The sequence below is a fragment of the uncultured Gemella sp. genome (assembly GCF_963515875.1).
Classification (GTDB): Bacteria; Bacillota; Bacilli; order Staphylococcales; family Gemellaceae; genus Gemella.
In genome coordinates this window covers 17328-34584 of the sequence record NZ_CAUPZX010000019.1, presented here as the reverse complement: position 1 = coordinate 34584, position 17257 = coordinate 17328, and the positions used below count along the sequence as shown (strand labels likewise).

General features: G+C 32.1%; 12 protein-coding genes. 2 read left to right on the top strand and 10 right to left on the bottom strand.

The features are described 5' to 3' along the window. From RWL85_RS04770 to RWL85_RS04735, 8 genes are all read right to left on the bottom strand, one after another. A partial coding sequence (locus tag RWL85_RS04770) for a GEVED domain-containing protein (RefSeq protein WP_314085519.1) occupies nucleotides 1-6301 on the bottom strand: 6301 nt, incomplete at its 3' end. A gap of 522 nt (nucleotides 6302-6823) precedes the next feature. After that, a complete protein-coding gene (locus RWL85_RS04765) occupies nucleotides 6824-7150 on the bottom strand; it encodes a hypothetical protein (RefSeq protein WP_314085517.1) in 327 nt (108 codons plus the stop codon). Then, on the bottom strand, nucleotides 7134-7964 hold the full coding sequence (gene rsmI / locus RWL85_RS04760) for a 16S rRNA (cytidine(1402)-2'-O)-methyltransferase (RefSeq protein WP_314085515.1): 831 nt from the start codon (nucleotides 7962-7964) through the stop codon (nucleotides 7134-7136). Before rsmI ends, RWL85_RS04765 begins: the two co-directional genes overlap by 17 nt. 2 nt (nucleotides 7965-7966) lie before the next feature. Further along, the gene (locus RWL85_RS04755) at nucleotides 7967-8278 is read right to left on the bottom strand and encodes a GIY-YIG nuclease family protein (RefSeq protein WP_314085513.1); all 312 of its coding nucleotides are present in this window, start codon (nucleotides 8276-8278) and stop codon (nucleotides 7967-7969) included. After that, the gene (locus RWL85_RS04750; protein ID WP_314085511.1) at nucleotides 8262-8996 is read right to left on the bottom strand and encodes a methyltransferase domain-containing protein; all 735 of its coding nucleotides are present in this window, start codon (nucleotides 8994-8996) and stop codon (nucleotides 8262-8264) included. The genes RWL85_RS04755 and RWL85_RS04750 overlap by 17 nt, the downstream gene beginning before the upstream one ends. 1 nt (nucleotide 8997) lies before the next feature. Further along, the gene (locus RWL85_RS04745; RefSeq protein WP_314085509.1) at nucleotides 8998-9834 is read right to left on the bottom strand and encodes a DNA polymerase III subunit delta'; all 837 of its coding nucleotides are present in this window, start codon (nucleotides 9832-9834) and stop codon (nucleotides 8998-9000) included. Further along, on the bottom strand, nucleotides 9824-10450 hold the full coding sequence (gene tmk, locus RWL85_RS04740) for a dTMP kinase (RefSeq protein ID WP_314085507.1): 627 nt from the start codon (nucleotides 10448-10450) through the stop codon (nucleotides 9824-9826). The genes RWL85_RS04745 and tmk overlap by 11 nt, the downstream gene beginning before the upstream one ends. 23 nt (nucleotides 10451-10473) lie before the next feature. Continuing rightward, nucleotides 10474-11652 carry an aminotransferase class I/II-fold pyridoxal phosphate-dependent enzyme gene (locus tag RWL85_RS04735; protein WP_314085505.1) on the bottom strand — a complete coding sequence of 393 codons (1179 nt, stop codon included), beginning with the start codon at nucleotides 11650-11652 and terminating at the stop codon, nucleotides 10474-10476. A gap of 293 nt (nucleotides 11653-11945) precedes the next feature. On the opposite strand from RWL85_RS04735, the gene RWL85_RS04730 reads away from it, so the two are divergent. Beyond that, a complete protein-coding gene (locus RWL85_RS04730) occupies nucleotides 11946-13031 on the top strand; it encodes a branched-chain amino acid aminotransferase (protein WP_314085503.1) in 1086 nt (361 codons plus the stop codon). A gap of 164 nt (nucleotides 13032-13195) precedes the next feature. On the opposite strand, the gene RWL85_RS04725 is transcribed toward RWL85_RS04730, so the two are convergent. Continuing rightward, complete coding sequence (locus RWL85_RS04725) at nucleotides 13196-13981, bottom strand: formate/nitrite transporter family protein (protein ID WP_048802258.1); 786 nt, start codon at nucleotides 13979-13981, stop codon at nucleotides 13196-13198. A gap of 823 nt (nucleotides 13982-14804) precedes the next feature. Next, on the bottom strand, nucleotides 14805-16358 hold the full coding sequence (rny, locus tag RWL85_RS04720; RefSeq protein WP_314085500.1) for a ribonuclease Y: 1554 nt from the start codon (nucleotides 16356-16358) through the stop codon (nucleotides 14805-14807). A 468-nt stretch (nucleotides 16359-16826) separates the two neighbouring features. Between rny and rplK the strand changes: the two genes are divergently transcribed. Continuing rightward, nucleotides 16827-17252, top strand: a complete 426-nt coding sequence (gene rplK, locus RWL85_RS04715) for a 50S ribosomal protein L11 (RefSeq protein ID WP_314085498.1) — start codon at nucleotides 16827-16829, stop codon at nucleotides 17250-17252. Nucleotides 17253-17257 lie beyond the last annotated feature (5 nt).

Here is a 17257-nt window from a genome sequence, read left to right as displayed (position 1 = left end):
GTGTATTACCATTTGGATTTAACAATTTGTATCCTGTAATACTTACTTCTGGACTTGAAATCGTAAATGTTGGTGTTCCTGTTTGTGTTTGTCCTTGCGGTGCTGATGTAGTTGCAGGATCTGCTTTCATTGTAACGTCAGTTACTGTTGGTGTGTAAGTTGTTTCAACTTTCGTTCCATTCGCATCTTTGATTTGTACTCTTACAGCTGTTGCTTGTCCAACAAATGTTTTCTTCGGTGTAAATGTAATAGTTTTACTTGCTTTATCTAAAACATACTCCCCATCGTTAGTTGTAAGAGATGTTACTTCATTATTTCCATCTAACAATGTTAGTGTACTTGCATCTAATTCAACACGTTCTCCATTAGCCCCTACTTGACTTCCTTTGTTGAAGTTTACAGTTTTATCTTTGTCGGCACTGTTTTCTGGTGTATCTAATATGATTGAAGAAGTTTGTTTTTTACCTTGTACATCACTTGTTGCAGACGCTTCTGCTGTTGGTGTTACTGGTGTAATGATTGGTGTATAAGTTGTTTCTACTTTTACTCCATTTGATCCTGTAGCTTGTACAGATACTGGTGCTACTTCACCTGAATAAGTTTTATCCGATGGTGTGAAGGTCACTTGTCCTGTCGCTGAATCAATTGTATACGTACCAATTTGGTCTGTTGTTCCTTTTTTGTATGCTGGAAGTGTATTTGTTTCGGTTCCATCTTTTACAAGTTTGTAGCTATTTGGTTGAACCGTAATTGTTTTTGGTGTTCCATCTACATATACAGTTTTCGATTTGAACGCTGGTGTTCCTGTTTGTACTAAACCTTGTAAGTTAGTTGATGTTGCTGGTTCTTTATCAATCTCAGCTGATACGATAATTGGTTTGTATGTCGTAGTTGAAGGAATTGTTGTACTTTCATTTTTATCATTTGTAATAGTTACAGTTGCTTTTACTGTAATTGGATCTACATCACCTTTATATGTTGGAAGTGGTGTGAATGTCACTTTACCATTTCCATCAATTGTGAATGTACCTTTTCCTTCTATTGTTACTCTGTCTTTTTCTGTTTGATCTGTTGGATCAACTAGTTTACGACTTGTAACTGTAACATTATTCGATTCAGTTGGAACTGGGAATGTTGGTGTTCCTTCTTGAGTTTCTCCTTGGATATTTGTTGTTGTTACAGGTTGTGGAGTTATTGTTAATGCAGTTACCGTTGGTTTATATTTCGCATCTTTTGTTTCTCCATTTTCATCAGTAGCCTGTACTGTGATTCCTGTTGCTGGTCCTGTGAAACCTGGTTTTGGAATGAAAGTTACTTCCCCATTCGTTGGATTAATACGATATGTTCCTTGATCTGGTACTTCAATTTCATTTCCTTCTACTGGTGTATTACCATTTGGATTTAACAATTTATATCCTGTAATACGCACTTCTGGAGTTGAAACTGTAAATTCAGGTTTTCCTGTTTGTGTTTTCCCTTGTGGCGCAGAAGATTCTTTATCCACACTTGACATTGTAACGTCAGTTACAGTTGGCGTGTAAGTTGTTTCAACTTTTGTACCATTCACATCTTTGATTTGAACTTTTACAGGTTTTGCTGGTCCTACAAATGTTTTATTAGGTGTGAAAGTAATTGTCTTACTTGCTTTATCTAAAACATATTCCCCATCACTTGTTGTAAGAGATGTTACTTCAGCTCCTGCATCATTTAACAATGTTAATGTATCAGGGTTTAGGTTAACTCGTTCTCCATTAGCACCTGTTTCGCTTCCTTTGTTGAAGTTAACAGTTTTATCTTTATCAGCATCTGTTTCTACTGTATCCAACACAATTCTTGATACTTGTTTTTTACCTTGTACATCAGTTGTTGCTGATGGCTCTTTTGTTGGTGTTACTGGTGTGATAGTTGGTGTATAGGTTGTATGAACTTTTACTCCATTTGATCCAGTTGCTTGTACATCTACTGGTGCTACTGCTCCTGTATAAGTTTTATCTGTTGGTGTAAATGTCACTAATCCATTTTGTGGATTAATTGTATACGTACCAATTTGTTCAGTTGTTCCTGCTTTATAGGCTGGAAGTGATTCACTTTCCAAGCCATCTTTTACAAGTTTATAGCTATTTGGTTCAACACTAATTGTCTTTTGCACTCCATTTACTTCAACCGTTTTCGGTGTAAATGTTGGAGTTCCAGTTTGTGTTAAACCTTGTAAGTTCGTTGATGTAGCTGGTGCTTTATCAATCTCAGCCGGTACAATAATCGGTTTGTAAGAAGCTGTTGATGTAATTGTTGTACTTTCGTTTTTAGCGTTTGTAATGGTTACAGTTGCTTTTACCGTAATTGGTGGAACATCTTCTTTATAGGTTGGAACTGGTACGAATGTTACTTTTCCATTTCCATCAATGGTGAATGTTCCTTTACCATCTAATGTTACTGTATCTTTTGGTGTGTTAGTTGGATCAGCTGGATCCACTAATTTACGACTTGTTACAGTTGCATTCGTTGATTCAGCGGGAATCGTGAAGGTTGGTGTTCCTTCTTGAGTTTCCCCTTGGATATTTTTCGTTGTTTTACCTTCTGGAGTTACTGTTAATTCAGTTACTGTTGGTACATATTTTTTCGTAACAACTTTTCCATTTTCGTCTTCAACTTGAACATTTACTCCTTCTGCTGTTCCATGGTAGGCTGGCGCAGGTGTAAATGTAATCGCATTGTCCACTAATTCATAAGTCCCTACATTCGGTACAGTAATTGATTTCACTTTATCTGAACCATTTAGTAATGTAAGAGTTTCTGGTTTTAGGGCTACCCTTTCGTCACCTGTATCAAAGTTTACTGTTTTCCCATCTTCTTCCTCTCTTTGATTGAAGACGATTGGAGATTTTTGTGTCAGTCCTTGTGGTCCTGAAGTTGCTGAATCTTTACCTGTTGGTCTTACTTCAATCACTGTTGGTGTATAAGTTGTTTCAACTTTTGTTCCATTCATATCTTTGATACGAATATTTACAGCAGTTGCTGTTCCGACAAATTCTTTTTTCGGTGTAAATGTAATAGTTTTGCTTACTTTATCTAATACATACTCACCTTGGTCTGTTGTGACTGTATTTGTTTCAGCTCCTGAAGTAGTTAGTAATGTTAATGTTTCTTTATCTAAGTCAACATGTTCTCCAGCGTTACTCACTTCCGGACTTCTATCAAAGTTAACCGTTTGATTTTTATCGGCATTATTTTCTAGTGTATCAAAGACGATTCTTGATACTTGCGCTTTTCCTTGAACATCTCTAGTTGTTGACGCTTCTGCTGTTGGTGTTACTGGAGTAATTCTTGGAGTATACGTAGCTACTGTAGTAACTGTAATATCCTTATCATCTTTATCATGTGCCACAACAACTGGAACAGACACTTTGACAGGTTGCACTTCACCTTTATAATCAATATTTGGTGTAAATGTTACTTCACCTGTTTCCGGAGCTATCTTATAAGTACCGACTTTATTGTTGTTTGGATCTAAGGCATCTACAATCGCAGAATCTGCAAGAGTGTTCGTTCTAGGATCAATCAGTCTTGCTGGATGTTTAGCTGATGCAGTAACCGGAGTATCCGAAGTTTCAACATTAAATGTAGGTTTGCCTTTTTGTGCGAATCCTTGGATATTCCTACTTTCCACATTATTAGGAGTTGGTTCTACAGTAGGTATTCTTACTTCTGGAATGTATAATCCATCCATCGTATTTAACACATCATTCACATTTGGAGAAACAGCTTCATCACTTGTTCCCCAGTCTGTCGTTGTTCTGTTCGTATCTTGACGACGAATTGTAAATCCGTGTGCTTTTCCTACAAAGCCTTTTGCTGGAGTAAATTCTACATCGACATCTTTTCCATTTGGTGTAAACTTATACGTTCCTTGTCCTCTTACAGTATAAGTATTTTCGTCTGATAAAGTGACTTTTTCACGAGTTTTATTGTTAATATATACTGGTACAACATTAGTATCGATTTCCGCATTGACATCATCTTGTGTATAAATATATTTACCTTTTGGAGTGAAATGAACAGTAGTACTTTGTTTTTCTACATTATTTCCAATTGTAGCATTTCCAATTGTAGTTTGCTTATCTCCTTTTGGTGGGTGAGTGATCTTCGCATTAAAGTCTTCTACTTCCCCAGAGAATGCTAGTCCTGTCGGTTTTTCAATTTCTTCTCTACTTGTTGCAATACGAACCCTAGTACCAGCTTGAAGTAACTGTCCTGCGTCTTTTTGTGTTTTATTTGTAAAATGTAATTTTACATCGCCATCTTGTGTAATTTCGACAATATCCGAAGCTTCATCTGAATCAAACTGTCCATTATTATTAAAATCAATCCATGAACGAACATATGCCTTTTCAGCACCCCCGGTGTGTGCCTGAATATTTAAGGTATAATACCCAGCGCTTGAAACATTTGCTTTGATAATATTTCCTTCGCTACCTTTTAAATTATCAGGAAGTAATTGATTGATCCCTTCGTCTGCTGCATCAGTATCATCATCACCATGCCAGTTTTTAAGGGTATTAGTATCCGCATCAGGTCTTTCAGACCCTAAATATGGTTGTTTTACTACGTCACCAGTCAATCCATTTCTCGTATTCATTGTGTGGGTTGCTTCACCATACGTTGTCGGAGCATCGCCTTCATCAATAGGCGCTACCCCAATCATAGCTGCTTGCGCTCCGCTTGAGAAAACGTACATCCCCACTTCTGTTGCATTTTTTGTCATTACAACAGGAACACTGTATTTACCAGCTGTAACACCAGGACCAAATACACCCGTACCAAGACCACCCGTTTCTTGGTCTGGATTCGTAAAGAATTTAGGTACTATCTTATTCCCGGCACCTGCATCAAGGATAGCCTGAGTATTGTATACATCATTACCCCACGATGATGCATCCGGAAGATTTTTATAAGCATTTTTATAATAATTTAGCGGTCTATATCTATGAACATTCGTTGTATTTTTCTCTAAATCTATGATTTGTTGCCAACCGCTACCATTTGTGGTAAAGACAATATTTTCCCCAGGGTTTGCACTTTCCGCATCGGTCATTACTACGGCTGGACGAACGATATTTCCTTTATAAGTACCACTAATTTCAAATTGAATCCCAATATTAGATCCAAGACGATCTGCTATAATAGAGGTTTTTCTTCCATTTGTATTAATACCATTATCTCTAATCTCAGACCACTGATCCTGAGCTTGTGCAGTAATTCTTACAGGGTTGTTATCAGTTCTACCAATAAGTCCATTAGTCGCATTTGGATTAAATGTTGCTTTTTCTTCTGGTGTTGCATTATTAGCTTCCATACGCTTTCTATAAATTTCTGTCGCTTGGAATGGTTTTAACGATTTAACCTTCAACTTAATGCGGTAGTTAGGCATAATTTCTTTCTCATAAATTGAGCCTTCTTTTAAATATACGTTTCCATTTTGTATATCAACATTTGACCAGTTATTTAGATCTGAGAAGTCTAACCATGCAATTTGTTTTGCAAGTCCTTCCGCTACTTTTCTCTCTGTATAAGGAGGTCTTGTAACTGCTGGATTTTCCGTAGCATCTACTACATCTGCCCCAATTCCTGTCGCTGTAGTTGCTGTTGCTGCTCCTTCACTTGTTCTGAAACCAGTTCCTTCTTCCATCTTTTTACCATTTCGGCTGTCTTTATTTTTGTTTTCTTTTGTAACTTCTTCAGCCTTAATTGATTTTAAGATAGATGTTAATGAACTAATTTCTTTAGCTTTCGCATCGACTTCTTTTTGAGAGGTTGCAACACTAAATAAACCTTCTGCTGATACCAGTTTATTAGATGCATCATTTAGAATAGTTTGTTGTTTAGTATTATTTTTAATTCTTTCAATCTGGATTTTTAATTCTTCAATTTTTTGTGCTAATACTGACTTATCTACTTCTTTTTGAGTCTTTTCACTAGTTTCTGCTTTTTCAGAAGTTTGTGCATTTAACTTTTCAGCTACCGCCTCTGCAACTTTTTCTCTTGTATTTTGAGCATTAGTTTCTAAAGGCTTAACTTCAGCTGGCGTCGAAATAGTCACTGGAGCATCTTTTACCTCTTCTATGCTTTTATCACTGTTTTGTTGAGCGATACTATCACTCGCTTCTGCTACTCCAGCACCAAAAAGTAAACCAACACCTACAAGAACACTCGCCGTACCGACTTTGAATTTCTTAATTGAGTATGTTTCTATTTTTTCAGCTTTTTGTTCTAATCTTTTTTTAAGATTATTTTTTCCTACCATAAATCTTCTCCTATATAAATTTTCTTTATTTAAATATGCATACCTCGCCTAATATAACTATATAATATCACTATTTCATAATAAAATAAAGTATAAAACTCGAATTTACTGTATTTTTTTATATTTTTTATTTCTATAGTATTAATTATTTTAATAATATTACTATCATTTTCATAATATATATATCATTAGTTATTTATTAATCAGCTACTTATTAATAATACCCTTGTTACAACAAATGTTAAATTATTAAAAATAATTTTATTTAATGATTATTTCATAAGTTTATATTTTTTCTTATAAAACAGATTGACATTCGTACTAAATACCTCTTCTTATAAATAATATTGTTACAAAAATAAAACAGCTTTGTAAAACATAAATTAAACCATTATCACTTATCTCAAAACGACTCTACAGTAAATCATTATAAATAGCATTAAATTCTATTTTTACGTATGTCACCATAAAATTTAATATTTTGCTCACTTTACAATTTTAACAACCTAAAAAAGACGAAATCTACTTATAGATCTCGTCTTTTATCATTGAAACTATCCCTTGAATCTCCTCATTAATTCTTTCATCTAGTTCCTCTTTTGTTATTAATTCATCATTATGTGCTTCTGTATAACCAAGTATTATACCTAAAGAATTTTTAACATTATGCAACATAATCTTTTTCTTTTGTTCATTCTTGTCTAACTCTGAACTTCTTTTATAAATTAAAAATATATTTAAGAATACAAAAAATGTTAATGGTAGGAAAAATATTTTAATATGTATTGCGGCAATTAAAAAGATTACTATTAATATATTCACTGATACAAAACTAATCATATTTTTCATGATATAAACTATAAACCTCTTTTTTATTTATGCCATAATCTTTAGCAGTATTCTTAATAGCTTCTGATTTTTTCTCACCACTTTGAACTTTTTCATATATTAATTCTACAATGTCTTCAAGATTAAGTTCTTTGTGCTCCTCTTCTTTTGACGGAGAAACAATCACTACAAACTCCCCTTTTTCCTTAATCTTTTCACCTAGCATCTCTAATATTACACTAGCCTCAAATGTTTCTATTTGTTCAAACATCTTCGTAAGTTCTCTTGCTACAGCAATTTTTCTTGATGGTGCTAGCTTAGCAATCTCTTCTATTAGATTTTTAACCCTATGTGGACTCTCATACAAAATCCCCGTTGTTTTTGAGTTCAAAATGACTTCTAACTTTTGTTTAAGTTCTTTACTTTTTCTTGGTAAAAATCCATAAAAAGTATAGTTATAAGATTCAATTCCACTCGCTACTAGTGCAGTAAGACCAGCATTAGCACCAGGTAAAGCTACTACATCAAGCCCAGCACTCTTTACCTTATCAACCAATACGTAACCTGGATCTGAAATACATGGCATACCTGCATCAGTTACTAACGCTATATCTACCCTTTCTTCTAAGTATTCAATTATTTTATCGCTCATTTTATCCTCATTATGTTCATGATAACTGATTAATTTCTTACCCTTTATTTCATAATGATTCAATAACTTTTGAGTATTTCTCGTATCTTCACAAGCTATAATATCCACTTCTTTTAACACTCTTAATGCTCTTAATGTAATATCTTCCAAATTACCAATTGGTGTTCCTACTAAATATAACATAGTTATTTTTCCTTTATTTTCATATTAAAATCTTTTATTTTTTGCCCTTTTTCTGTATTCAAATTTAATAATATATATTCTTCTTTTTTACTACGTGTCAATTTCTTAAATAAACTTTCCGCACGTGTAGCTTCGCTTTTCGTTTCAAACTCTTCAAAATAAATTAGTTTAACAGGCACTCTTACTCTCGTATACTTTGCACCTTTTTTTGCGTTATGAGTTTTTATTCTTCTTATTATATCTGTTGTATATCCAGTATACCAAGTTTTGTCGCAACACTCAACTACATACATAAAGCTACTCATAAATTCCATACACTTTCTTCATCTCATCTGTATAGCTATCATCTTCATTATAAATATAAAACGGCTGTTCAACTTTAATATCACTAACCTTTGAAATACTACCTTCAACAAGTACTATTTTACTATTTTCACTTGAAGACTTACTGTATACAAATCTTATTCTCTTTATTGCTAGTCCATTTTTCTCACATTCAGAGATGATATCACTTATTCTATAAGTTCTATGAACTAGTGCAAACTTTCCATTTTGTTTAACTAAATATCTAATCGCCTGCACTACATCACGAAGGTTACATAATAGTTCATGTCTTGATATATTATGATTGTGTTTTTCTCTTTGATTCGGCATATTTTCAACAGGAAAATACGGTGGATTACATATAACATAGTCAAACGATGATGGTCTATAGTATTCTTTTACATTTTTTATATCACCGCTTCGCACTTCTACATTAGTAATTCCATTTAGCTTCAGACTCTTTTTACTAAGTTCAACTAAATCCTCTTGAATTTCTAACATTTCTATCTTAGCTGCGGATTTTTCTCTTAGAATTATAGAGATACCCCCGTTACCACTACAGAGTTCTATTATATTTTTTTTAAAACTTTTTGGTACATTAGCAAAATACGGGAGTAAAAACGAATCTGTTGACATGCTATAATGATCAACTTTTTGTAATATCTTATAATTTTTCGAAACTGTATCTATCCTCAAATTATCTTCCATACTAACCTCGTATTAAAAATTCTAAATTATTATCATCTAATAAAACTGTAAAAAGGAACTTCTCTAAAACAAATGTAGCATTAACATTCGAATTCAAATCTGTTACAGCTAGCAGTACTTTTTCCTGCACTTTACTTATGTTCACGACATCGTGTTGATTATTTTCAGTATAACTATTAGTTATTTTAATGCTCAAATATTTAAAAAATTCGACTATATCTTCTTTGCTTTTTAATTTTTCTAAAAGATATATATTTGCTAAATGAGGTTTATTAATATATTTCCTTACATATTCAGCAACAAATTTTATCAACTCTTCATTTTGTACACTTTCTATATTATTACTTTGACCAACTAATTTTATCTGTTGGCAGCGAGAAATAATTGTAGGTAATACTGCACTGATATTTTTACAACTAAGTAAAGCTATAATATCATCTTCAGGCTCTTCTAAAAATTTAAGAAGACTATTAGCTGCTTGTTCAGTCATCTTTTCGATATCTTTTATCCAATATATTTTTTTACCATAAAATGCTTTAATACTCAAATCTGATTTTAACGTTTGGATTTCTTCTTTTTTTATAGAAGTTTCACTTGTTAATCTATAAAAATCAACGTAATTTTCATGATTTATACTATTACAATTTTTGCATTCTTCACAACTGAAAAATTCCTTATTTTTATTTTCTAAGCAAAATATCGCTTTAACAAAACTTAAAATAAACTCATCACAATATAAACTATCCTCACCTATTACTAAATAGGCATGGGATAGTTTATTAGTTTTTAATGTATTTGTTAAAGATTTTATTACAACTGTATCTTTATTAAAGTTCATTGTTTAAAAATCCTTCCAATATTGAAAGTGCCTGCTTTTGGACATTCTCAAAAGTATCACTAGCATCTATTACTTTGATACGCTCGCTATTTTCTTTTGAAAGATCGTCATAACCTCGTTTAACATTTCTGTAAAAATTCAAACTTTCTTGATCCATTCGGTTATTATCATCTCTGTTTTTTGTGCGAGCCAATCCTACTTCAACATCTAAACAAAAGTATAACGTTAAATCAGGTTCAAGATTATCAGTAGCATACGCATTAATATCCAAGATTTCTTGTTTATCTATACCACGACCATATGATTGGTATGCTACTGAACTATCTACAAAACGATCGCATATAACTATATATCCATCATTTACATACGGTAATATTTTTTTAACAATATGATCACGTCGACTTGCACAAAACAGTAGACTTTCAGTCTTTGCATCGATATCATTTGAACTATCAAAAAGAAGCTCTCTTACTTTCTCACTAAATACTGTTCCACCTGGTTCACGTGTGGTAATTACTTTATACCCTTTTTCTTTTAAATATTCTGTAGCAAAGGTAATAAAACTAGTTTTACCTGAACCATCTGAACCCTCTACTGTTATGAATTTCCCCTTCATTATAATGACCTTTCTACTATAATTTATTTATTCATAAATTGAGAAATTCTTTCAACAGCTTCTTTAATATTTTCTATGCTAGTTGCATAACTAATTCTAAAGAAATCATTGTATGCTTTCCCAAATGCTGTTCCAGGAATAACTCCCACACGTGCTTCTTTCGCTAATAATTTACAAAATTCCATGGCTCCTAGGTCACGATATTTTGCAGGGATTTTAGCGAATATATAAAATGCTCCATCTATTTCTGGAATTTCAAAGCCTAACTCACGAAGTCTTGGAACCATATAGTCTTTTCTTTCTCTATAAGTTTCAATCATATGATTATTATATTTATCAACATTCTCGTCACTCAATGCTACTACAGCTGCATCTTGAATGAATGTTGGTGCTCCAGATACTGTAAACAGGTGGAATACACCAATTTTTCTAATCATTGCCTCAGGAGCTGCTATAAAACCAATACGCCATCCTGTCATAGCATGTGATTTTGATAGTCCGCTAATTAGAACTGTTTGCTCAGGAATAAACTCAGCTAGTGATGTATGTTTGAAATTATAAGTAATATCACCATAAATTTCATCACTAAGTACAAAGATATCGTATCTAGCTAATACGTCAGCAATTTCCTTAACCTCATCTCTTGTGTAAGAAACTCCACTTGGATTATTAGGGTAGTTTATTAAAATTGCTTTTGCATCTTTATTTTCTTCTAAAGCTTTTTCTAAATCACTTGGACGTACTTTAAAGCCATTATCTACAGTATCTATAAATTTTATATTACATTTATTTAAAATACCCACTCCTTCATACGCTGAAAAATAAGGTGTTACAACTAAAATAGTATCTCCCTCATTCGTAATCGCTGAAATAGTATGTTCTATCGCCGCTGAAGCTCCAATCGTCACAATAACCTCATCAGAGCTGTAATTTACATTATATCTCTTTTCTAAATTTTTAGCCCATGCTGATCTTAGAGCTTCTATACCATTATTTACAGAATAGTGAGTTCTGTTGTTATCTAGTGCGACTTTAGCTGCTTCTTTAACTTCTTCAGCAGTGTCAAAGTCTGGTTCTCCTAATGTAAGTTTAATAATACCATCTATTGATGAAGCAAATCTATCAAATTCTCTAATAGGCGAACCTGTTAGATTAGCTAAAGATGTATTAAATTTGTTTTCTAATGATTTTTTTATATCCATATATATATGCCTTCTTTCTTTACTAGGTACATTATTAATAATATATTTCTAATATTGTAACACATTTTCAATAAAAATTAAATTAGTATAAGTAATATTAAGAGAAAAATATTAACAATAGTACTCTAAACATTTTATAGTATTTTTATAAATTTTGCAACAAGAAATATCGGATAGTTTCATTAAAATTTCAGAAAATTTAAAGAAAAGTATTGAAAAAATATTCAATTAGTATTATAATAGTTATATTAAATTAACAAATTAATTGTTTTAAGATAAGGAGAAATATAATTATGACAAAACTAACAGTAAATGATATCAGAGTAGAACTTACAACTACACCTAAAGAAAAAACACCTGATGACAAACTTGGTTTTGGATCGGTTTTTACCGACCATATGTTTATCATGGATTGGTCAGTTGATAAAGGCTGGTATGATCCTCGTATCGTTCCTTATGGTCCAATACCTGTATCACCTGCATTAAATGTATTACACTATGGACAAAGTGTATTTGAAGGTATGAAGGCATACAACGCTAACGGAGAAGCAGTTTTATTCCGCCCTGAACAAAACTTTAAACGTTTAAACAAATCTTCAGATCGTATCGCTTTACCTGAATTAGATGAAGAATTTGCATTAGCTGCACTAAAAAAACTAATCTCTATCGATAAAGATTGGATTCCTAAATCTGAAGGTACTTCACTATATGTTAGACCGTTCTTATATGGTTCAGAAGAAGCACTTGGAGTACACCCAAATAACGAAGTTAAATTCGTAATCATTTTATCTCCATCAGGAAGCTACTTCAAAGCAGGTCTTCAACCTAATAAAATTTATGTAGAACACGAATATGTTCGTGCAGTTCGCGGTGGATTCGGTTTTGCTAAAACTGCAGGTAACTACGCTGGATCACTTAAAGGACAAAAGAAAGCTCAAGAACTTGGTTACTCTCAATCACTATGGCTTGATGGAGTAGAACAAAAATATATTGAAGAAGGTGGAGCAATGAATATCTTCTTCAAAATCGATGGTACATTCGTAACACCTGAATTAAATGGTTCAATCCTTCCAGGTATCACTCGTGCTTCAGTATTAGAACTTTTAAAATCTCTAGGTGAAAAAGTAGAAGAAAGAAAACTTTCTTTAGAAGAAGTTTATGAAGCATACGACAATGGTAGACTTGAAGAAGTGTTCTTATGTGGTACTGCAGCAGTAATCGCTCCTGTTGGAGAATTATTCGATGGTACTAAAAAATTAGAATTAATCACAGATAATAAACCAGGAGAATGGACTCAAAAAATCTACAACCTACTTACAGGTATCCAATTAGGTAAAGTAGAAGATAAATTCGGATGGGTTGTTAAAGTAGAAGAATAAAATAAAAAAAGATTCCAAGTTTAATGATTTGGAATCTTTTTTACTACTTTACGATAAAACTTAACAGTATGATAAAAAGATGAAGTAGTGAATTAACTCTACTTCATCTTATATGTTTGCTAATACTTTTAATGCAAATCTGTATTTATATAACTATTCTAAACTTATTTTTTATAAGCAAATGTGTATAAAGCAGAAACTAAAGTAACAGCTCCTACAAAGTTACCTAAAAATACTGTTCCCATGTTTTGGATAAATTGTAAAACTGAGATATTTGCACCTTCAAACATTGCAGCTGGGATTGCGAACATGTTCGCAACCAAGTGTTGGAATCCAATAGCAACGAATGTCATAATTGGGAACCATACACCAAACATTTTACTACCTACATCTTTAGCAGCAAAGTTTAACCATACCGCCATACCTACTAACCAGTTACAACCTACAGCTGAGAAGAATACTTGCCAGAATGTTAAGTACACTTTTGATTCACCAGCTGAAATAGTTTTAGCTGCAATAGCTCCACCAGTTAAACCAGTTAAATGCCCTAAGAAATAAGCAATAACTAAAGAACCAACAAGGTTAGCAAATGTGATAACAACCATGTTTTTAGCTAACAGTTTAAAGCTAATTTTCTTATTAAACCACGCAACAGTTACAGCCATCATATTACCTGTAACTAATTCTCCTCCACCTACTAAAATACAAATAAGTCCGATAGGGAAAACAGATGCTCCAAGTAATGCACCGATTCCACCGAATTCTTTAGGAATTGATCCTGATACACGAAGTAAAGCTAAGAAACCTACCCCGATAAATGCTCCACCTAAGAAACCTAAGCTTAACATATATTTTAGGCTTGCAGTCGCTTTAGCAACACCTTTTTTACAAGTTAACTCATAAGTTTCTTGCGGCTCTAAAAATACTTTAGATTCTACAGTGTTTGTCATGATAACACTCTCCTTAAAAATTTATAATAATTACATAGATACCTATTAATTTTATCTACAATAAAGATTATACAATAACAAAGACATTTTTTTCAACCCTGTTTTAATACAGATTTAATTAAAATGTGTAGAAATTAACAACTTGTTTAATAACCAGCATCTTTATAATAATAAATAAATTACTACTTGAATTATCGATTACCACTTATTTTTTCGAAAACTAATTGTTTTCTTTAATTTACTGTAAATATAATTATTAATTATTCTTTTTATAGTAAAATACTCTAAATTTAAAATATATTATAAATCAACCTAAAAAATTTTCTAAAAAAATATATGTATATTTTATAATGTTATAAAATCCTGTATAATTTATAATAATTTTAGATAAATAAAACACTATTCTCTTTATTCTTTAAACGATAATACCTATCAAATAAAGGAAAGCTTATACTTATTCTGTTTATATCTAAAAGATAGAAACTACCAGATAATAAAGTAATTGCATTAATTTACATTGAATAAACGAAAATATCCGATATAAAAATTTAATTAACTTTCGATTCTGAAGAAAATTTAATATAATATTAATTGTTATTATATAATTTTCTTATTATATATCATGATAATGATACTAAATATTATTTAATAAAATTAGTAAACATATAATGGCTTAGACCTAAATTTAAATTGTAATATAATACTATTATTATTTACCTTAAGAAATATATTCTCATTTCTTTGCTTCATACTTTATAAATTTATCGCTGTTTATATAATTGTATACAAAAAAGCGATTGGATATTCCCAATCGCTTAATTTACTATCTTGCAACCTTAACTGCTCTAACCTCACGAATAACATTAACTTTAATGTTTCCTGGGTATTGCATCGTTTCTTCGATTTTATTTTTAACTTCTTTGGCAATTTTGTAAGTTTTAGTATCATCTACTTCTTCAGGGTTTACAATTACTCGAATTTCACGACCTGCTTGAATAGCAAATGTTTTCTCAACACCTTTATGTTCATTTGCAATTTCTTCAAGTTTTTGTAGACGTTTAATGTAATTTTCTAATGACTCTCTACGAGCTCCTGGACGTGATGCAGAAAGTGCATCCGCTGTGGCAACAATTACAGAAATCGGATGTGTCGGTTCAGTATCCCCATGGTGTGATGCAATGGCATTTACAACTATCGCATTCTCTTTATATTTAAGAGCTAGTGCAACACCAATTTCAACATGCGAACCTTCAATTTCATGATCAAGCGCTTTACCTATATCATGTAGTAATCCTGCACGACGCGCTGTCGCAACATCTAAGTCTAACTCAGCCGCGATAAGTCCTGCAATATACGCTACTTCCATAGAGTGTTGTAGTCCATTTTGTCCATAACTAGTTCTATATTTTAACTTACCAACAATTTTTACTAAGTCAGGATGCATATTGTGGATTCCAAGGTCAAATGTAGCTTGTTCTCCAGCATCTCTAATAACTTGATCAATATTTTTGCGTGCTTTATCAACAGCTTCCTCAATTTTAGAAGGGTGAATACGACCATCATCAATAAGTGATTTAATCGCTGTTTTAGCAATTTCACGACGAATTGGATCATATCCTGAAAGGATAACTGCTTCCGGAGTATCGTCTATAATTAAGTCAACACCTGTTAATGTTTCTAGAGTACGAATATTTCTACCTTCTCGACCGATAATACGACCTTTCATATCATCACTAGGAAGATCAACAACAGATACTGTAGTTTCACTAACTACATCTGTAGCAAAGCGTTGTAATGACTGAACAATAAGTTCTTTTGCACGTTTATCTGCAACGCTTTTCGCCTCAAGTTCTTTATTTCTTATATATATTGCCATATCTTTAGCCATATCAGTTTCAACTGCGGCCATAATCTCTTCACGAGCTTGTTCTTCTGTTAAGTTTGCAATTCTTTGCAACTCTGTTTCTTGTTGAAGCTTAAGTTGATTAACCTCAGTACTTTTTTCTTCAAGTAATTGAGATTTTTCTTCCAATTTCATCTCTCTTGAACTTAACAATTCGTCTTTTTTATTTAAAAGCTCTGTTTGACGTTCTAATGAAGATTCTTTTTGAACGATTCTATCTTCTTGTCTTTGAATATCTTGTTTTTTAAATTCTGCTTCTTTATTAGCAATGTTAATTATCTCTTCGGCTTCTTTCTTTGCTATAGTAGTTTCTTTTTCTACTATATATCTAGCCTCTTTTCTTGCTTCACCAATAATATGTTCAGCATCTTGTTTAGATAATTCTAATCTTTTTTGAATAGAATTTTTTGAAATGATATATCCAAATAAAAGTCCAACAAGTAAAGCTGCAACACTGATTATTCCATAAATCATTTTGCAACCTCTTTCTATTTTGAAAAATTTTAATTATGATATCACTATTTTACTAATATTTAAATATCAGTAATTTGTCACATACCATAACTACAATTCTACACTACCTAAGGTAAAAAGTCAATAGTTCACTTAGGGAAAATCATTGTTTACAATAATTTTTCTTCTATATATAAAGGATTCACATTTCCCTTTTAAATTTATTCTTCATTGTTAATACTTTGTATTATCTCTTGAATTTTAATCTTCATAGTTGTATTATTTTAATATCTACTCAATTAGAAATACTTTTATTTTTATTTAGTTAGTAATTTTTTTAAAAAAACTTAACAAAATACTTGCAATTACTTATCCAGTGTGATATTATATTCAAGTATGTAAAAATACAAAACTTGATTGAGTGGGAGAACGAAAAATCTAAAGACGTTCAAATGACCACATCACGAAAAATATATAGGAGGTTTTATCGTGGCTAAAAAAGTTATAAAAGTTGTTAAATTACAAGTACCAGCAGGTAAAGCTAACCCAGCTCCACCAGTTGGTCCAGCATTAGGTCAAGCTGGTGTTAATATCATGGGATTCTGTAAAGAATTCAATGCTCGTACACAAGACCAAGCAGGATTAATCATTCCAGTGGTAATCTCAGTATATGAAGACCGTTCATTTACATTCGTTACTAAAACACCACCTGCTCCAGTATTACTTAAAAAAGCTGCTAAAATTGAAAAAGCATCTTCTGTTCCTAACCGTGACAAAGTTGCTACAGTTTCAAAAGCACAAGTTAAAGAAATCGCTGAGCTAAAAATGGAAGATTTAAATGCAGCTTCTGTTGAAGCAGCTATGCGTATGATTGAAGGTACTGCAAGAAGTATGGGTATCTTAGTAGGAGAATAGGAGGA

Bases quoted from the DNA above. Each gene is read 5' to 3' on its own strand.
- RWL85_RS04765 (WP_314085517.1), bottom strand. From the start codon at position 7,150: ATGAAAAATATGATTAGTTTTGTATCAGTGAATATATTAATAGTAATC.
- rsmI (WP_314085515.1), bottom strand. From the start codon at position 7,964: ATGTTATATTTAGTAGGAACACCAATTGGTAATTTGGAAGATATTACA.
- RWL85_RS04755 (WP_314085513.1), bottom strand. From the start codon at position 8,278: ATGGAATTTATGAGTAGCTTTATGTATGTAGTTGAGTGTTGCGACAAA.
- RWL85_RS04750 (WP_314085511.1), bottom strand. From the start codon at position 8,996: ATGGAAGATAATTTGAGGATAGATACAGTTTCGAAAAATTATAAGATA.
- RWL85_RS04745 (WP_314085509.1), bottom strand. From the start codon at position 9,834: ATGAACTTTAATAAAGATACAGTTGTAATAAAATCTTTAACAAATACA.
- tmk (WP_314085507.1), bottom strand. From the start codon at position 10,450: ATGAAGGGGAAATTCATAACAGTAGAGGGTTCAGATGGTTCAGGTAAA.
- RWL85_RS04735 (WP_314085505.1), bottom strand. From the start codon at position 11,652: ATGGATATAAAAAAATCATTAGAAAACAAATTTAATACATCTTTAGCT.
- RWL85_RS04730 (WP_314085503.1), top strand. From the start codon at position 11,946: ATGACAAAACTAACAGTAAATGATATCAGAGTAGAACTTACAACTACA.
- RWL85_RS04725 (WP_048802258.1), bottom strand. From the start codon at position 13,981: ATGACAAACACTGTAGAATCTAAAGTATTTTTAGAGCCGCAAGAAACT.
- rny (WP_314085500.1), bottom strand. From the start codon at position 16,358: ATGATTTATGGAATAATCAGTGTTGCAGCTTTACTTGTTGGACTTTTA.